Here is a 17,331-nt window from a genome sequence, read left to right on the forward strand (position 1 = left end):
ATCTAAAAAATGAGCCGCTACAAAACTAACTATGTTAGTTTTGCAACAGCCCCTTTAATTATTTTATGTAAGTTTATGCTACGAGCATAAAAATGGAAAAAAGAAGACTATTCTAATTTTGGTACAAATCGCATATATGTAAGAATCAGTATTATTTAGAACATAACTGTTTTGTGCTAATATTATGGAAAATATTTTCTAGACTGCTATATAATGATATACTAAGAATGAGTAGGATAATGAGTAAAAATTTATCCGATAGCTAGCATCCGTAACACTCCCCCTTCGTCAAGTGGGAGATAACGGCTGCACGCTCCTGGATAAGTTCAACTAAATTCAGCTGGAGTTTACCCTCAAGGGGCACTAAGGAAACTCCATCTGAAAAGTTTCACTTTATGAACATAGAGTTAGGGGGAAAGAAATGAGTATAACTGAAATATCAGTAAAAAGACCAGCAGCCATGTGGATGGCGGTGATCTTATTCATTGTACTCGGAATTATGGGGTATAAAAGCATGGGGGCAGACTTAATGCCATCTATGAACATTCCTGTTATATCAATAATGACAACTTATAACGGTGCCAGTGCAGAAGATACTAAAAAAGATATTGTAAAACCAATTGAAGATGCAGTTTCGGGAATAAGCGGTGTTGATGTTCTAAATTCAACTTGTGGAGAAGGCTATGGTACCGTTACAATAACCTTTAAAATGAGTGCAAATATAAATACCGCTTATTTAGATGTACAAAAGGCAGTTGAGCTTGCATCAGCAAAACTTCCCAAAGCTGCAGACAAGCCTATTTTATATAAAATGGACATGAGTTCTATACCAATGATGATAGTTTCAATAAATGGTGATGCCAGTTATGAGGAGCTTTACAATCAATCTGATATCTTAAAACAAAGATTAGAAAAAATACCTGGAGTAGGGAACATTTCATTGCTGGGTGCAGATAAGAAGCAATTGATGATTAAAATTGATAAAGCGACTATGGAGTATTACGGAGTTAACATTGATACTTTAATGGGAACCTTGCAAGCTTCAAACGTTAATATACCAGCTGGAGATATTAAACAAGACAACTTAGATCAATCAGTTAGAATTATTGGTCAGTTCAGTAATATTGATGCTGTAAGAAATCTGTTAATACCCGCTGGTAATGGAGTAAATATTCGTCTTGGTGATATTGCAAAAATTGATTTAGAAGTTCCAGATGCTACCGTATTAACAAGGTTTGGCGGTAACAAAACCATAGCAATGATGCTTGGAAAGCAAAGTGATTCAAATGTAGTAGAAGTGGCTGATTCTGTAAAAAAGGAATTAGAAGATATAAAAAAGACACTTCCAAAGGGAACGGAAGTAAATATTCTAATGGATACTACTACTTTTATTAACTCTTCACTTACTCAAATAAAACATAATCTTATAGAAGGAATTATAACTACTGCAATTGTACTTTATTTATTCTTCCGTAGTTTCCGTTCTTCACTAGTGGTTTTAATTGCAATTCCAACATCACTGGTTGCTACATTTTTCATGATGTATCAATTGCACTTTACCTTGAACATGCTGTCTTTGATGGGTTTATCTCTTGTTGTAGGTACTCTGGTGGATGATTCTATAGTTGTTATAGAAAATATACAGCGGCATATGGATATGGGAAAAAATCCTATAGCTGCAGCTATTGAAGGCCGTAGGGAAGTAGGAATGGCAGCAATAGCTATAACTTTATGCGATGTTGTTGTATTTGCTCCTGTTTCATTTGTATCAGGTTTAGTTGGGCAGATGTTTAGAGAATTTGGACTTACAATCGTTGCAGCTACTATGTTTTCTCTAATTGTATCTTTTACAATTACACCAATGCTTTCTTCAAGGCTATTAAAAAATAAAAGTATTAAGGAAAAGCTAGTAAAAAAAGAAAAATTTAATTTCTTAAATAGAGTGAAGCCTAAATTTATTACTAGAATAAATTCTAAATTCAGTAGAATAAGTTCTAATAGAGAATTGACTTTTGATAAGCTTGTAGAAACCTATAGAAAAGCTCTAATATGGTCTTTAGATAACAGGAAAAAGGTTTTAGCCATAGTTATTGCAGGGATTGTGTTTAGTGTGGCGCTTATTCCAATGGGAATGATAAAGTCAGAGTTTATACCTATGGCGGATCAAAGTTCCTTTACAATTAATTTGAAGCTTGCTCCAGGATCTACCTTAAAGCAAACCGATGAGAAAGTCTCCGAGGTAGAAAAATATTTACAGGGAGCAAAAGAAGTAAAAAATTATTTTTCATTGATTGGACATGATGGAGAAGCAACTGCAGATAAATCTATTGCTCAAATTTACGTTAACTTAGTTCCTAAGGGCGAGCGTAAAAAAAGCCAAAGCGAACTTGCAAGTGAAGTTCGTGCTTTTGGGAAAAATATGTCTGGAGTAGATTTAAATGTATCTGAGTCGTCTTCATCTGGTGGAAGTAGTAAGCCTGTATCAATTAAGATAAAAGGTAATGATTCAGATACTATAAGAGATTTATCAAATGAAGTTGAAAAGTTACTAAGTACGGTTCCTGGAATCACTGATATAAGTAACTCTACAAGTTCAAGAAGCAGCGAACTTAGGGTAAATATTGACAGCCTTGCAGCTACTCAGTACAATATTTCTACTTCAAATGTGGGAAGTGTTGTTAGAATGGCACTTGCAGGAACCAATGTGGGAGTGTACAGATCAAACAATGAGGAAAATGATATAACTCTTAAGTTTGAAAATGGGCAAATAAAGAGCGCCGAAGATCTCAAGTCCTTGAAAATTACGAATTCATCGGGACAACAAATTCCACTGAGTCAAGTTGCTTCCATTCAAAAAATAGATAGTGCCCCTTCTATATCTAGAGAAGATAAACAGGACATGGTTACTGTTGAGGCCAATCTTCAAGGAAGAGTTCTTGGAGAAGTTACCGATGATATTAATGCTAAACTAAAAGCTCTTTCGGTTCCGAGTGGATATAGCATAGACTTTGGGGGAAATCAAAAACAGATGGCAGAGAGTTTTTCTTCTCTCGGACTTGCTTTATGTGCATCTTTAGCTCTTGTTTATATGATTTTAGTAGTGCTTTATGAATCCTTTTTAACTCCATTTATAAGGATGATGGCATTGCCTTGTGCTATTATAGGATCCTTTGGTTTATTAGCTTTAACTGGACAAACTTTAAACTTAATGTCCATGATAGGATTAATTATGTTAGAAGGACTAGCATCTAAAAATGGTACATTACTTATAGATTATACCAATACCCTCATGAAGAGAGGAATGAATCTAAGAGATGCTCTTATAGAATCTGGTGCTACTAGACTAAGACCAATAATCATGACAAGTGCAACTATGATTGTTTCCATGTTACCAGTTGCCTTATCCATGGGTGAAGGAACCGAAATGAAAAAGGGTATGGCTATAGTAATAATTGGGGGGATGGTTGCATCAACAATCCTTTCGCCAATTGTATTACCAGTTATTTATACATTAATGGCTGATTTAAAGAGAGTAGTATCTTTTAAAAAGAAGAAAAGTCAGAAGATAGAAGGGGGTAGCACCTATGAAGTTTAATGGGTTAAAGAAAAAGAAAAAACTTTTAATAGGAGGGATAGTTTTAGCTGTTGTTGTGGTCATAATTATTTCTGCATTTGCTAAAAAGAAACCTGCAGAAGTAACACAAGAGGTTAAAAATGTAAAAACAGAAAAAATAACAACTGGAACAATTTCTACAGAGGTAGAATATGCAAGTAACCTGAAACCTGCAAAAGAGGTACAGGTTCTGCCAAAAACGGGAGGAAGAGTTGCGACTGTAGACGTAAATATTGGAGACAAAGTTAGTGTAGGTCAAACATTATTTACATTGGATACAAAAGATTATTCAGCACAACTACAGCAGGCTGAGGCAGGAGTGAGTGCAGCTAGTGCTAACTTAGAAAGAACCAGCGACTCAGGGTTTATACAGCAATTATTGCAAGCGGAACAGCTAGTAGGAAAGTTACAAATTCAATATAATACTGCAAAAGACAGTTATGATAGAACACAAACTTTATATTCGGCAGAAGCAGTAACTAAAAAGGATTTGGACGACGCAAAGGCTCAATATGATGCTATAACTATAGATCTGAAAAATGCGCAGGATAGCTTAGAATTATTAAAGAATAAGTCAGGACCACAAGCTACACAGGCTGCTGAAGCAGCGCTTGAACAAGCACAAGCAGGAGTGAGTGCGGTGCAAATTCAGATAAATAATGCTACCATTACTGCACCTATAGCTGGAGTTGTGTCAGAAAAAGCTGTAGAAGTAGGTGAGCTTGCAAGTGGGCAATCAGGTTCTGTTACAATTATAGATTCTAGTAGTTTAGAAGCAGAAATAAATATTCCTGATAAAATGCTTGAGAAAATTAAAGTTGGGCTGTCTGTACCAGTTACTATAAATGCATTACCAGATGCAAAAATAGTTGGAGTAATAGATAATATCAGCCCGAATACAAGTTCTAAAAACAATTTCTATGTTGTGAAGGTTAAAATTGATAATTCTAATGGTGACATAAAAGCAGGTATGTTTGCTAAAATATCTTTACCAGCTGAAAAGAAGGACAACATCTTAATGGTTCCAAATGAAACAATTAAAATGGAGAATGGTGTAAATTATCTCTATACAGTTGACAATGGCCAGGTTAAAAAGATATCGGTTGAAACTGGAATTTCAAATGAAAAATTTACAGAAGTAACAGGTAAGGTGCAAGAAGGCTTGGATGTCATTACTGAAGGTCAAAATTTATTAAGTGATGGAGAAAAAGTAAACTTAGTATAATAGTTAATAATTTCAAAATAAGCTGGGATTTTCTTATATTTAGAAAATCTCAGCTTTAATAAATTGTAAATTTAACTTATTAGGCAATATTTTTATAACTCTTTGAAACAAAAATATTTATGATTTCCGTAAGCTGCCACATAATTCTGGTTTATATGTTGTTTATCTATATGCTATAATTTTTTATAGGGAATAAATTGTATAATAGGAGGAAAAGATAATTTGTGGACTGTATTGGGAATTGATGAAACTAAGGATAAGAATGAGATAAAGGAAGCATATATGACAAAGCTTCAAGTAATTAATCCTGAGGACGATGCAGAAGGTTTTAAAAGGCTTAGAGCCGCTTATGAAGAAGCTTTGAAATTTGCCGATACTGAGGATATTTCTGAAGCTGAGGATAATACACCAATTGGAACTTGGATGAAAAAAGTTAAGATAACTTATAATAAATTTTCTTTAAGAATTGATGAAGATGCCTGGAGAGAATTATTAGAGGATGAGGTTTGCTTTGGTATAGATTCTAGAGAAGAAGCAAGCAATAAATTGTTGGAGTTTTTAATGGATTATTTCAGTTTACCTAAAAAGGTATGGCGTTTATTTGATGAATATTTTTCTTGGAGTGAAAAAATAGAGGAGTTATATAAAGATTATCCTGAGAATTTTATTAATTATGTTAGTGGGAGAATTAATCCAGATTATAGTGATAATTTAGATTATTATTCCTTTGATCCAATAGATGACAAGAAACCATATGACGAGTGGATATCTTTGTTCTTTAAAATTCAAAGGGAAATAAAAAGTAATAATCTTGAGGAAGCTAAACATGATCTTGAACAAATATATGAATATAATATAAATCATCCTTCTCTTGATTATTGGCATTTAAGATATTATTTAATAACAAAAGAGTTGGAAAATGCAAGGCAGCTTGGTGAAGCTTTAGTAAAGAAATGTCCAAATGAAATTTTTGCTTTATATGGAATAGCTGAAGTTGAGTGGTTATGTAAAAATTATGAGGAAGCAGCAGAATATTATAAGAAATGTCTTGAAATTAATCCAGAGGATTATAATTCAAAGGTTGGACTTGCTGATTGTTATTTTGAAACTGACAACCTTGATGAAGCTGAAAAGCTTTTTGAAGAAGCAGGTGAAATTAATCGTTATGACGACTATGTTAGGGAAAGGTTATTTGCCATAGGCGATAAACGTATAATAGAGCTTGAAAAGAAATATGAAGAGGAAAAAGACGACAAGAAACTTAAATTTAAGCTTGGCTGGTACTATTTTAACAATGGTAAAAATGATGAGCTTATAAAACTATGTCATAGCTTCACACCAGATAAAGAAGATGTAAATCAATATTATGATTTAATTAGCAGAGCTTATTTTAATAAACATAATTATGAAGAAGTTTTAAAATATCTTGATAAATGGCAGGCTAATTTAGAGGATGAGACAATAGAGAATGAATATAGGCAAGAAGAGCTGGAGATGGTTTATTATCAAAAGGGAAGAACCTTTTCAAATCAAGAAGCTTATGAAAGTGCTTTGGAATTTTATAAAAAGGCATTAGAGTTAAAAGAAGATAAAATATTTACCTTAAACAATATTGGGTTTGTTTTAAATAAGTTAAATAGATATGAAGAAAGTTTGGAAATTTTAAATAAAGGATTAGAGTTAAATAATGATGATGTATTTTTACATATGAATAAATGTGAGACATTATTTAATCTAAGATGCTATAAAGAAGCAGTAGAAGAAGGGGATATAGCTATAAGCATTTATCCTTACTACACTAAGCCCTATTTAATTAAGATGAAAATATATTATATTTATGAAGAATATGAGGAAGTACTTGCAATTGCTAAAGAGTTAGAGGAAAGGGACATAACCGATGAGGAAACTGATCTTTATAAGCTTAGAGCCTTAAGTAATACTAATAAAATTGAAGAGGCTGAAAACTTGGCTATAAACCTACTGAAAGAGAAAAAGACAAAAAATATAGCAGCTATACAATTTGAACTTGCAATTATGAAATATAACAGCAATTTATATGATAAGGCTTTAGTATATGTAAATAAAGCAATAAAAAATTCAGAATATGAAGAAGAATATTTATATTTTAGAGCAGCGACTTATAGGTATTTAAGGTCTTATGATTTAGCAATAAAAGACTACGAGACTATTATAGATAATAAAAAACATAACCCAAGCTACTTTCCATTTTTAAAATTAGGTCAAATTTACGGAGAAATTAAGAATTACACAGAAGCCCTTCATTATTATGAGGAGGTTTTAAGATTAGATCCAGAAAACCCGACTGTTAATAATGCTATGGGAGAAATATACGAAACTCTTAATGATTATGATAAGGCATTAGAGCATTTTACTAAACAGCTTGAAATTGAAAAAAGCGCTTATTATTATTTAAATAGAGGTCTTTTATATGCAAGAAATGAAAAGTTTGAGGAAGCGGAAAAAGACTATCGATGTGCTATTGAGTTAGAGCCTGAAAATCCTTATCCGTATAATAATTTGGCATATCTTTATGAACGAAAAAATGAACCTGAAAAAGCTATACCTTATTATAAAAAGGCTATAGAAGTAGATAATGTTAAAGACGATATGAGATTTTATAAAAATATAACTTCCTGTTACAAAAAAATAGGTGAAAATGAATTTGCCATTGAATATTACAATAAGGCAATAGAGGATTTTAAAGATGAAGACGAGCTATATTATAAAAAAGCTAAATTACTAAAAAATATGAAGTTATATAAGGAAGCAATTGAAACTTATTTAAAAGGAATAGAAGTTCATAAAGCTCAAAAAGAAACTAGTGCAAGTATTTTAGAAGATTTTTATGATGAAATTAGCAGTTCCTACAAACTAATGGAAGACTATGATAATGCCATTAAATGGGCGGAAATGGTACTAGAAATAAATCCGAAGACAAAATATGGCTTTGAAAACATGGGTAGAATTTATGATGATCTTAAGGATTATAATACTGCTATAAAGTATTATAAACAGCAGATTAACGTTGATAGTGAAAAAGGAGTAAATTATTTATTAATTGCTGGAGCTTATAAAGAACAAGGGAAAAAGTTAAGAGCTAGAAAATATTATAAGCTTGCACTGCAAAAGTTTCTTAAAGTTGAAAATAAAACACCTTATGAATACAGCATTATTGGAAACTGCTACAATGGTTTAGAAGATACTAATAAAGCCTTTGAGTATTTAAATTTAGCTCTTAATTCAAGGCTTTGTGAAAATTGTAATTATAAAATGTGTGCTGATGGTTTTTTTGGGCTTGGAGAAGTTTATGAAAGAGAAAAAGATTATGAGAAGGCATTAGAGTATTATAAAAAGGCTGTAGCTGCAGGCTATGAAAGTAAATCAACAAGAGAGGCATTAGAAAGAGTTGAAAAATTGTTAAATTAAAAGCATGAGGAGAGAGTTATGATAATAGGAATAGACTTAGGAACAACAAATAGTTTGGTTTCATATTTTTCGGAAAATGGTCCAGTTATTATACCAAATAGATTTGGAGAAAATTTAACCCCCTCAATTGTGAGCATAGATGAAAAGGATGAAATATTTGTTGGAAATATAGCAAAAGAAAGAAAAATATTATATCCAGATTCTAGTGCAGAAGTATTTAAGAGAAGCATGGGAACTCAAAAAAAATATAAATTAGGAAATAAGGAATTTTTAGCTGAGGAATTATCTTCTTTTGTCATTCGTTCCTTAAAGGAAGCAGCAGAAGAATTTTTAGGACAACCCGTAGAAGAAGCTATAATAAGTGTACCAGCGTATTTTAATGATTCACAGCGTAAAGCTACAGTTAGAGCGGGAAAACTAGCAGGGTTAAAGGTTGAAAGAATGATAAATGAGCCAACAGCAGCAGCCATTGCCTATGGCTTGCATAATAAAAAAGCCAGCACTAAGTTTTTAGTTTTTGATTTGGGTGGGGGAACCTTTGATATTTCTGTGCTAGAAGTTTATAAAAATATCATGGAAGTTAGAGCTGTAGCTGGTGATAATTTTTTAGGCGGTGAAGATTTTACTGATATTTTATTTAATATGTTTCTTAAAGAAAAAAATATAGATGAAGCATCGTTAGACAGAAAGACTTTAGCTTATATTAAAAAGCAGGCTGAAAGCTGCAAACTAGGCTTTTCAGCTTCAAAGGCTTCTACTATGAAGTGTAAAATTAATGATGAACTAATAGAATATGAAATTTCACTAGAGGAGTATGAAAAAGCTTGCCAATTGTTGTTATCAAAAATAAGAAAACCTATTGAAAGGGCTCTTAGTGATGCAGCAATAAAAGTAAAGGAAATTGATGAAATTATCTTAGTTGGAGGTGCGACAAAACTACCTATAGTGCGTAACTTTGTTGGGAAATTATTCGGAATGCTCCCAAACACTCACATTAATCCAGATGAAACTGTAGCCCTTGGTGCTGCAGTTCAAGGAGCCATGAAGGAAAGAAATGAGGCAATCAGGGAAATTGTTTTAACCGATGTATGTCCATATACCCTTGGTACTAACGTATCTGTTCAAAAGCAAGGAAAGTTTTATGAATCAGGTCATTTCTTCCCGATTATTGAAAGGAACACAGTAATTCCTGTAAGCAGAACTGAAAGACTTTATACAGTTTATGATAATCAAGCTGAAATTCAAGTTGAAATTTTACAAGGAGAAAGCAGGCTTGCTAAAAACAATTTATATCTTGGAGAAATTAATATTCCAGTTCCAAGGAATTCAGCTGGAAAGGAAGCAATAGATGTGACCTATACTTATGATATAAATTCAATCTTAGAAGTAGAAGTTACTGTTTTATCCACAAAGTTGAAAAAGAGAATAGTAATTCAAAGAAGCGATAGTAATATGTCAGAGGAAGAAATTGAACAAAGACTACAGGAACTTAAGGAATTAAAGATAATTCCTCGGGAAAGAGAAGAAAATAAATTGCTTTTATCTAGGGGAGAGAGATTGTACGAAGAAACCTTTGGGGATATTAGAAGACAAATAGACTTATATATTAGAGAATTTGAAGACATATTAGACAAGCAAGATAGGCTTCAGATTGAAAAAGCAGCAAAAGAATTTAAGGAGTTCCTTGATGAAATTGAAAATGCTGACCTGATTTAGTAATAAAATTTTATTATAGATTAGCTGAGATTTTCTTACATTTAGAAAGTCTCAGCTTTGGTTTTGTTTCACAGTATTAGCAGTTCCTTCTTTATCTAAGGTAACATTTGGAGAGTAGCGAAGAAGTTTAAAAAAGGCAGGGCAACAATAAGAGAATGCCTAGAAACCAATTATGAGATAACTTTAAGCTTCTATAATTTACAAGAGATTAATCTGGCGTTAAAATATACAGAGAAAGCTTTAGCTTTGAAATCAAATTTTCTAGAGAATAAAAGTTTGAAAATGAAATTGATAAGATTAATGATAACTAAGAGAACATAAGGAGTAATTATTTTGAACATTGAAAATATTATAATTTTTATAAATGATGAAGATAAAACAGAAGAAGTAGTAGACTGTTATCAAATAAAAGAGGATAAAATTGAAATAAAATTAAATAATGGTGAAAGTAAAATTTATAGTAACAGCCAAGTTAAGTGGAGTACAAAATATGCATATATTAAATTGGAAGATGTCGTGATATATGAAAACGGAATTGAAATATCTAACATTTTGAAGGTTATAACTTTCGATGAATTTGAGAAAATAAGAATTATATTTAAAAATGGAAGTAATAAATTGTATTCAAAAGGGCAATTATATATTAAGGATAATGGTCTTGATGAACCTGTTGTAGAGAATAATTTTATGTATTTGAGAGAAATTTCAAAGCAGCTGGATTTATATAATGGCTATGATGGGGTAGGTAAAATATTTGAAGACATATCTGTTATAAATCCTAACAGTGCACTTGTAAATTACTTAAATCCCAAATCAATTGAAACAGGAGAGGATTTTGATTTTGAAATATATCCCTTTGGGTTCAATTTAAATCAAAATGAAGCAGTAAAAAAAGCTCTAAATAGTAAAATAAACATTATACAGAGCTCATCAATAACAGAAAAAACTGAGGTTATTTTAAATGTTGCTGCAACTGCTGTTTTAGAGGGTAAAAATGTGGTAATAGTTACTAAGGATAATTTTTCTGCATTAAAATATTTAGAAATACTTAAAAAATCGGATATTGATTTTATTGTGAATGATTTAAAAGAGAATGAAACAAGCGATTTCCAAAATAATTGTGAACAGTGGCTTAGAAATTCTGACAGTAAGTTTATGAATGAAAATATACCTAAGATAAAAGCAGATTTGGTTAGCATTCAAAATGAGTTAGTTAAAAATTTGGAAAATCAAGCTAGAGTTGAAATTTTAGAAATGCATAAGTCTTATTTACTTTCTGAAAATTCGAGTCTTGAAAAATCTTTCGGAAAAAAGGAAGTTAAAATACCAGCTTTTCCATTGAGCTTCAGTCCGGAGAAGCTTTTAGATTTTAGGGAAGAATATAGCTCAATTATTAAAAAGCAAGGACAGATAAGCTTTTTGCAAAAAATAATATTTATATTTAAATATAGTATTTTGGATTTTGGTTTCTATAATATTAAACTTGAAATATTAGAAAGGGCCTTAAATGAAGTTTATAACAACTTGAAAATTGATGAGACAGATGAGGAAATAAAATTATTAAAGAGTAATTTAGATAAGAGTAAACTTAACAGTGAAATGGAAAAAATCAAAGAGAAATCAATGGAAGCATTAAAGTGTGGTCTATATGAAGCCTTTAAGAATAATGAAGCAATGAATACTTTAAATGAAGAAGGAGAAAAGGGTACGTTAAAGGAAAAAAGAAACCATCCTATACTAACTTCAGCAGTGGAATTCTTTATAAATTCAACTGATAATAATAGTATTTTTGATTATGTGATTCTTGATGAAGCATCAAATATGGACATAGTTACAGGCGCTTTAGCTTTTGCAAGAGGAAGAAACATTATTATTATTGATGATTTAAACGAGAGGCAAACAGAATTGGATAAGGCGTTAGTTGATGAATTGATGGTAATTTTTGATAAACATCAAGTAAATTCAGGATATAAATATCTAAACAATTCACTAATATCCTCACTTAACCAAGTATTTAAGCAAGTTCCAAAAACAGTGCTTTCAAAAAAGTATAAGGGGAATGAAAAGAACATAGGCTATAATACTAAAAAACTTAATAGTCAAAAATGAAGTTTTGAAGAGGAAGAAACAAAGCTCTACAATAAAGATTAAAAGCTGTCAATAAAATGGTGGCTTTTTTTATTTAAATTTATAGATGTTCATACAGAGGAGGTAAAAGAACTAAAGATGAAATTTATGCAATAAATTACATTTAATAATTTTAAATAATAAAAAAAGGATTTTCAGGAAAAATGTAGAAACAATTAAGAGTTAGGGGGAAAGATAATGAAAAAATTAATTATTTTATGTTTAAACTTTTGTTTATGTGTATCTATATTAACTGGATGCGGGATTTCTAAAGAAGTGAAAAAGCTTACAGATGAGGATATTAAAACATTTTCTTCACAGATGAATGCTGATCCATTAAGCGGTGATATTACGCTAAATGGGATAAAATATACGTTACCTGTTAAAGCTAAAAGCTTAGAAGATAATGGATGGAAATATAATGATTATGCTGATAAGGGAAAGCCTTTAAAGGATAATTATTATATAGATTCTATTCTTATGGATGATGGAAGTAAAAGTGAGGAAAGTCGAATTACAGTTACGATTTATAATACAAGTGGATCTGAAATGAAATTTGAAGATGCCATGATAGGCGGAATTAAAATTGATAAAGCTAATGATTCATATAAAAATACAGTGGTTTTACCAAAGGGAGTTACGTTAGCATCAACATATGAAGATATTATTAAGGCATATGGAGCCCCAACATTTGATTCTATGAAGCAAACAGGACTAGTCACTTATATATCACATGGTAATATTGCAAATTATGGTCAAAAACTTGAATTTCAATTTGATAAAGATAAAAATGTTATCAAATCCATATATTTAAAAAGTATACCAGAAAATAAGTAAAACAAAATAGGTAGACATTGTATTTGTAACATAATGTCTTTTTCTATTAAATAAATATTTTACATTAGAAGCTGAGATTTTCTTATATTTAGAAAGCCTCAGCTTTAATTAGGGTTGATTTAACTTTCTGAATATAGTAATTAAATAATATTATAACATAGATAAGTTAAGCTTTATAATAATGCGATTAGGACACAATTAGTAATTTGCATAATCATTAGTATTATTCCACATAGAATTAAATCCAGCAGAATATTCGTTAACTATGTCAGGTTTTTTAATAATTATTGAGTCATCATTTTTGCTTGTAGCATCTTCTAGGTAGTTATAGCTGCCGCCTAAAGCTTCCACATTATCTATTATAATAAAGTTTAGGTGCGTTGATCCTGTAGGAGTATTTATTTTTATGGGAATACCACTTTGCTTAAATTTATCCAAAATTTCTTTTTGAGTTTGAGACTTAGATGTTTCTGAATCTGTTATTACTTTAACATCAATTCCTTTCTTCTTTGCATCCAAAATGGCATTAGCTATGTCTTCTTTTGTAATTAAGTAAGTGGCAATATCTAAGCTCTTATGTGCTGAATTAATTTCTTTAATTAAAATATCATCTGAGCTTCCATCTTTTTGATTTGAATAAGCTTTTATTTGAGTGTTATCTTCTGTTCGTGTGGTTGGCTTTGTACTAGCAGTTTCACTGCACCCAGAAAGTAATAGAAAAACTGATAATGCCGAAATTAGTAATTTAGAAAGCTGTTTTTTATTCATAAAATGTCCTCCGTGGTCAAGATATCAATTTATAGTACAACATGGAAAATGAAATTAAATAGCGTCTCTTATTAATTTAAAATTGTTAGTATTTAGCTTGTATAAGTTCAATACCATTATATATTTTTTATATTTAAAGATAAAGCATTAAATCGTAAGTAACTTTAATAAAATATCCCTTTTATATGCCTTAATGAATAGTGTAAAGAAATCTATGAAAAAATAGAATCAAAATCTATCTATAGTATAGAGAAAAATGTAGTGAGGGTAAATATTTATGAGAAAATTTATGAGTATGGTCTTTGGAATGTTATTAATCTGTATTTTTATAGTACCTGGTTATTACTGTAATGGAGAAACTGAGACTACGAATGAAGCTGATGATAGTAAAATTTATGAACTGCAGCAGAACGCTTTTAAATATTATCAAGTCGAGCATAAAGGGGCACTTGGAATTCCTATTTCACATTCATGTGCTGAGTCTGAGGCAAGAGATATTAGAAAATATACAGTAGAGCCTAAGTACTTTGAATCCATTAAGGATAATAAGGTTGAAATAACTATTTCACAAGTTAATGTTACTGATTCAGCAGATAACTTTAGTTTAATTTTGAAAGATAATAAGTATATAAAGGACATAAAGCTAGATAAGCTTGATAATAATACAGTAAAAGTTTATATTGAGACTTCTGGAAAAATAAGTACTAAAGTAAATCCAGTGAAAAGAAGATATTCTTCACTCGGAGACGATAAATATGAATTTGCAACCTTTATAGCTGTTACCTTTGAAGAAAAAGTTAAAGATAATTCTAAAATAATAATTATTGATCCCGGCCATGGAGGCTCAGAGCTTGGAACAACAGCTAATTTCACTTATGAAAAGCAGTTAAATTTGGATATATCTAAAAGAATAAAAGAAAATCTTGAAAAAGCAGGATATCGTACATATATAACGAGAAATGATGATAATAATGTAGGATTACTGGATAGGACAGATCCTGCAAATCTTTTAAATGCAGATTTATTTTTCAGTGTGCATAATAATTCACTTCCGCTAGATGTAAGTATGCAATGCGTTCATATGTTTAGAGGAACTACGGTATTATATAATTCAACTGCGCCAAAACCAGGAAGAGAATTTGCTACTACACTTATGAGGGAAGTATCCAGCACTATAAAAACTAATACGTATCCACTTCAGGATAGACCCAATCTTGCAGTTTTATCATCAGCGTGGTGTCCAGCAGTACTTATGGAAACTACTACTCAGACTGATGATGGGGATACAAAAATGATGATGCATAGGATTAACAGCCAGAAAGTTGCAGATGCATCATTAAGAGCTGTAAATAAATATTTTAATGAAAAAACTGAGTAAGGGGTGTATATATATGAGATCGATAAAGGCTATTAATCGGTTTTTATCATTTACTGCTATTGCAGCATTAATTATTATATCATGTAGCATAAGTGCAAAAGCTGATACAGGCGGAACAGATTTTGCACATACAGATTTAGGCACTGTTTCAGGCTTAGCAGTTGAAAAACAAAATCCATATGTTGAATATGCAGGAGTTGACCATTATCCAGTTATAAGTGGTGACAGTGTTAAGATTAATATGACCTCTAAGTATGACGGAGGTTATTCAGATTATGATAACTATGATCCAGTGCAGTATAGAGTGTTTATAGCTAAGGATAATGACAAAGGATATACAGAATTAACTAATGGATATTCAAATGCCATGCCCGCATACGATGAGTTTGTTATAGAATATAATAAGCCGCTGACTGAAGGCAATTACAAAGTTATGATTTTTGTAAAGAAATCTTCATCTAATGGAATAGATAAAAATTCATATGGTGCTTATGACAATATATATAAATTTAATTTCACCTGTTATAGCAGTTCAAATACTCCTAAAAATGAGGATTCAAAGTTTTCTAATTCATCAGGGAATATTGTGAATGATGGAATGGCTGTAGAAGATGAGGATTATATATATTATATAAACAGAGTTGGAGATGTTTATGGAGCAGCGCCTGATTATTTATATAAAATAAAGAAAAATGATATCCCTAGGAAGGATTTTTGCGACCTAAGTTATAATACAAAAGTAATTCCAAATAGAGTGTGGAATCTTAATCTTGTAGATGACTGGATTTATTATAGCAATTGGAAGGACCCTTTTCACCATAGTATAAATAAAGTTAAAAAAAATGGAACAGAAGACACATGTATAGCCAATGAAGCAACAGGTAATATGTTTGTAGAGGGGAATTGGATATATTATGTTAAAAGAAGCAATTCTCATTCAATTGATTTAAATAATATATACAAGATATCCTTAGATGGTACTTGCAGAATAAAGCTTAATTCTACTGCTACAGAGGATATGACTGTTAGCAATGACTGGATTTACTATACCGATATATCTGATGGATATAAAATCTACAGAATGAAATTAGATGGCAGTGAGAATACAAAAATTTGCGATGATGAAACTTTATTTATGACTGTATGCGAAGATACTGTATTTTATAGTAATAAGTGCGACGATAATAAGCTATATAAAATAAATGGAGATGGGACTGGGAAGGCGAAGTTATCTAATAACAAAGCTACATTTATAAATGCAAGCAAAGATTACGTTTATTATGTAAATTATTCAGACAATGAAAATCTTTATAAAATTCCAGTTAGTGGAGGGAAATCTAAAAAAATTACAAGTGAGTATGGAACTAATATAACAATTCTTGAGGATAAAATATATTTTAATGGCATGTTTTATAAAAAATAGATAGAACCTAAGTATAATTTTAATACGTAATGACTATAACCATTTTTGTCACATTTAACTCTCATTGAATATTATTAATTATTAAGAGTTTTGAATGGAGTGAGATATGTGAAAACTATGGATAGATTTAAATTTTTTACAAGGTTTTCGGAATTAGATGGGTTGAAAAACGTAGATGTAAGTAATAAGATATTGAGAGATTTAGCTGGTCATGATGATGAGGTTTGCTTAGGACAAAGACAGGTAGGAGAGAGAAGTTATCATATTTTCTACTTAAATAAGAGTCAGTTTTGTGTTTACTATCATGGCGGTGGTGCAGATGCAGTATGTTGTTCAGAGAAATTAGATGATGTTTTAGGTTATGTAAATAACTTGAGACCTGAAGATTTAAAAAACTAATAATACAGCGTTGGTAGTCTTAAAATAAACTCATCTGGAATAGTATTAGCCTACGGCATACATTTTTCTGGTATATATTTTCATTAACTTATGAGTTGCAAGTATTTCAAAGGAATATACTAAATTAAGTTCAAATTGCCTGCATTTCTCTAAAACCGGTATTAAAAAAGAGTTAATAATTGAGCGCATGAGCAGTTATTAACTCTTTTGATTTATTTAAAAATATAATCTAAATTTACCTCAAAATCTTTTAAAATAGAAGAATGTATTATACCAGTATCTACTTTAATATCAGCTTGCTCGTAAAAGCCATCATTGTTTAATGAGTAAACTGTAAGAGCATTTTTAATGTCTAGGAAATTATAGAATTTCTAATTGTTGAAATTGAGTGATATCAA

At 30.8% G+C, this 17,331-nt stretch carries 10 protein-coding genes; 9 read left to right on the top strand and 1 reads right to left on the bottom strand.

Annotated features, from left to right (window positions below):
* The first annotated feature begins 421 nt into the window (after positions 1-421).
* The 6 genes from COL3_RS17780 (at position 422) to COL3_RS17805 (ending at position 12,965) form a co-directional block, all read left to right on the top strand.
* Positions 422-3,595 carry an efflux RND transporter permease subunit gene (locus COL3_RS17780; protein ID WP_008419860.1) on the top strand — a complete coding sequence of 1,058 codons (3,174 nt, stop codon included), beginning with the start codon at positions 422-424 and terminating at the stop codon, positions 3,593-3,595.
* On the top strand, positions 3,585-4,838 hold the full coding sequence (locus COL3_RS17785; RefSeq protein ID WP_008419862.1) for an efflux RND transporter periplasmic adaptor subunit: 1,254 nt from the start codon (positions 3,585-3,587) through the stop codon (positions 4,836-4,838). The genes COL3_RS17780 and COL3_RS17785 overlap by 11 nt, the downstream gene beginning before the upstream one ends.
* 222 nt (positions 4,839-5,060) lie before the next feature.
* On the top strand, positions 5,061-8,285 hold the full coding sequence (locus COL3_RS17790) for a tetratricopeptide repeat protein (RefSeq protein ID WP_008419864.1): 3,225 nt from the start codon (positions 5,061-5,063) through the stop codon (positions 8,283-8,285).
* An 18-nt stretch (positions 8,286-8,303) separates the two neighbouring features.
* Positions 8,304-10,001 carry a molecular chaperone HscC gene (locus tag COL3_RS17795; RefSeq protein WP_008419866.1) on the top strand — a complete coding sequence of 566 codons (1,698 nt, stop codon included), beginning with the start codon at positions 8,304-8,306 and terminating at the stop codon, positions 9,999-10,001.
* A gap of 333 nt (positions 10,002-10,334) precedes the next feature.
* Entirely contained in the window at positions 10,335-12,110 is a 1,776-nt protein-coding gene (locus COL3_RS17800; RefSeq protein ID WP_008419868.1) for a hypothetical protein, read from the top strand.
* Positions 12,111-12,326: 216 nt separating this feature from the next.
* Positions 12,327-12,965 (top strand): hypothetical protein, encoded by a 639-nt coding sequence (locus tag COL3_RS17805; protein ID WP_008419871.1) that lies wholly within the window; start codon positions 12,327-12,329, stop codon positions 12,963-12,965.
* Positions 12,966-13,163: 198 nt separating this feature from the next.
* Here the strand turns inward: COL3_RS17805 and COL3_RS17810 are convergent, their stop codons facing one another.
* A complete protein-coding gene (locus COL3_RS17810; RefSeq protein WP_008419873.1) occupies positions 13,164-13,733 on the bottom strand; it encodes a phospholipase D-like domain-containing protein in 570 nt (189 codons plus the stop codon).
* A gap of 277 nt (positions 13,734-14,010) precedes the next feature.
* Here COL3_RS17810 and COL3_RS17815 point away from each other — a divergent pair, with 277 nt between their 5' ends.
* The 3 genes from COL3_RS17815 to COL3_RS17825 all read left to right on the top strand — a co-directional run bounded on the left by COL3_RS17815 (position 14,011) and on the right by COL3_RS17825 (position 16,933).
* Positions 14,011-15,111, top strand: a complete 1,101-nt coding sequence (locus tag COL3_RS17815) for an N-acetylmuramoyl-L-alanine amidase (protein ID WP_008419875.1) — start codon at positions 14,011-14,013, stop codon at positions 15,109-15,111.
* Positions 15,112-15,124: 13 nt separating this feature from the next.
* Positions 15,125-16,534 carry a DUF5050 domain-containing protein gene (locus tag COL3_RS17820; RefSeq protein ID WP_008419877.1) on the top strand — a complete coding sequence of 470 codons (1,410 nt, stop codon included), beginning with the start codon at positions 15,125-15,127 and terminating at the stop codon, positions 16,532-16,534.
* A gap of 117 nt (positions 16,535-16,651) precedes the next feature.
* Positions 16,652-16,933 carry a hypothetical protein gene (locus COL3_RS17825; protein ID WP_242982154.1) on the top strand — a complete coding sequence of 94 codons (282 nt, stop codon included), beginning with the start codon at positions 16,652-16,654 and terminating at the stop codon, positions 16,931-16,933.
* Positions 16,934-17,331 lie beyond the last annotated feature (398 nt).

This window comes from Clostridium sp. LS, from assembly GCF_002760435.1.
In the GTDB taxonomy this organism is placed as follows: Bacteria; Bacillota; Clostridia; order Clostridiales; family Clostridiaceae; genus Clostridium.

Bases quoted from the DNA above. Each gene is read 5' to 3' on its own strand.
- COL3_RS17780 (WP_008419860.1), top strand. From the start codon at position 422: ATGAGTATAACTGAAATATCAGTAAAAAGACCAGCAGCCATGTGGATG.
- COL3_RS17785 (WP_008419862.1), top strand. From the start codon at position 3,585: ATGAAGTTTAATGGGTTAAAGAAAAAGAAAAAACTTTTAATAGGAGGG.
- COL3_RS17795 (WP_008419866.1), top strand. From the start codon at position 8,304: ATGATAATAGGAATAGACTTAGGAACAACAAATAGTTTGGTTTCATAT.
- COL3_RS17805 (WP_008419871.1), top strand. From the start codon at position 12,327: ATGAAAAAATTAATTATTTTATGTTTAAACTTTTGTTTATGTGTATCT.
- COL3_RS17810 (WP_008419873.1), bottom strand. From the start codon at position 13,733: ATGAATAAAAAACAGCTTTCTAAATTACTAATTTCGGCATTATCAGTT.
- COL3_RS17815 (WP_008419875.1), top strand. From the start codon at position 14,011: ATGAGAAAATTTATGAGTATGGTCTTTGGAATGTTATTAATCTGTATT.
- COL3_RS17820 (WP_008419877.1), top strand. From the start codon at position 15,125: ATGAGATCGATAAAGGCTATTAATCGGTTTTTATCATTTACTGCTATT.
- COL3_RS17825 (WP_242982154.1), top strand. From the start codon at position 16,652: ATGGATAGATTTAAATTTTTTACAAGGTTTTCGGAATTAGATGGGTTG.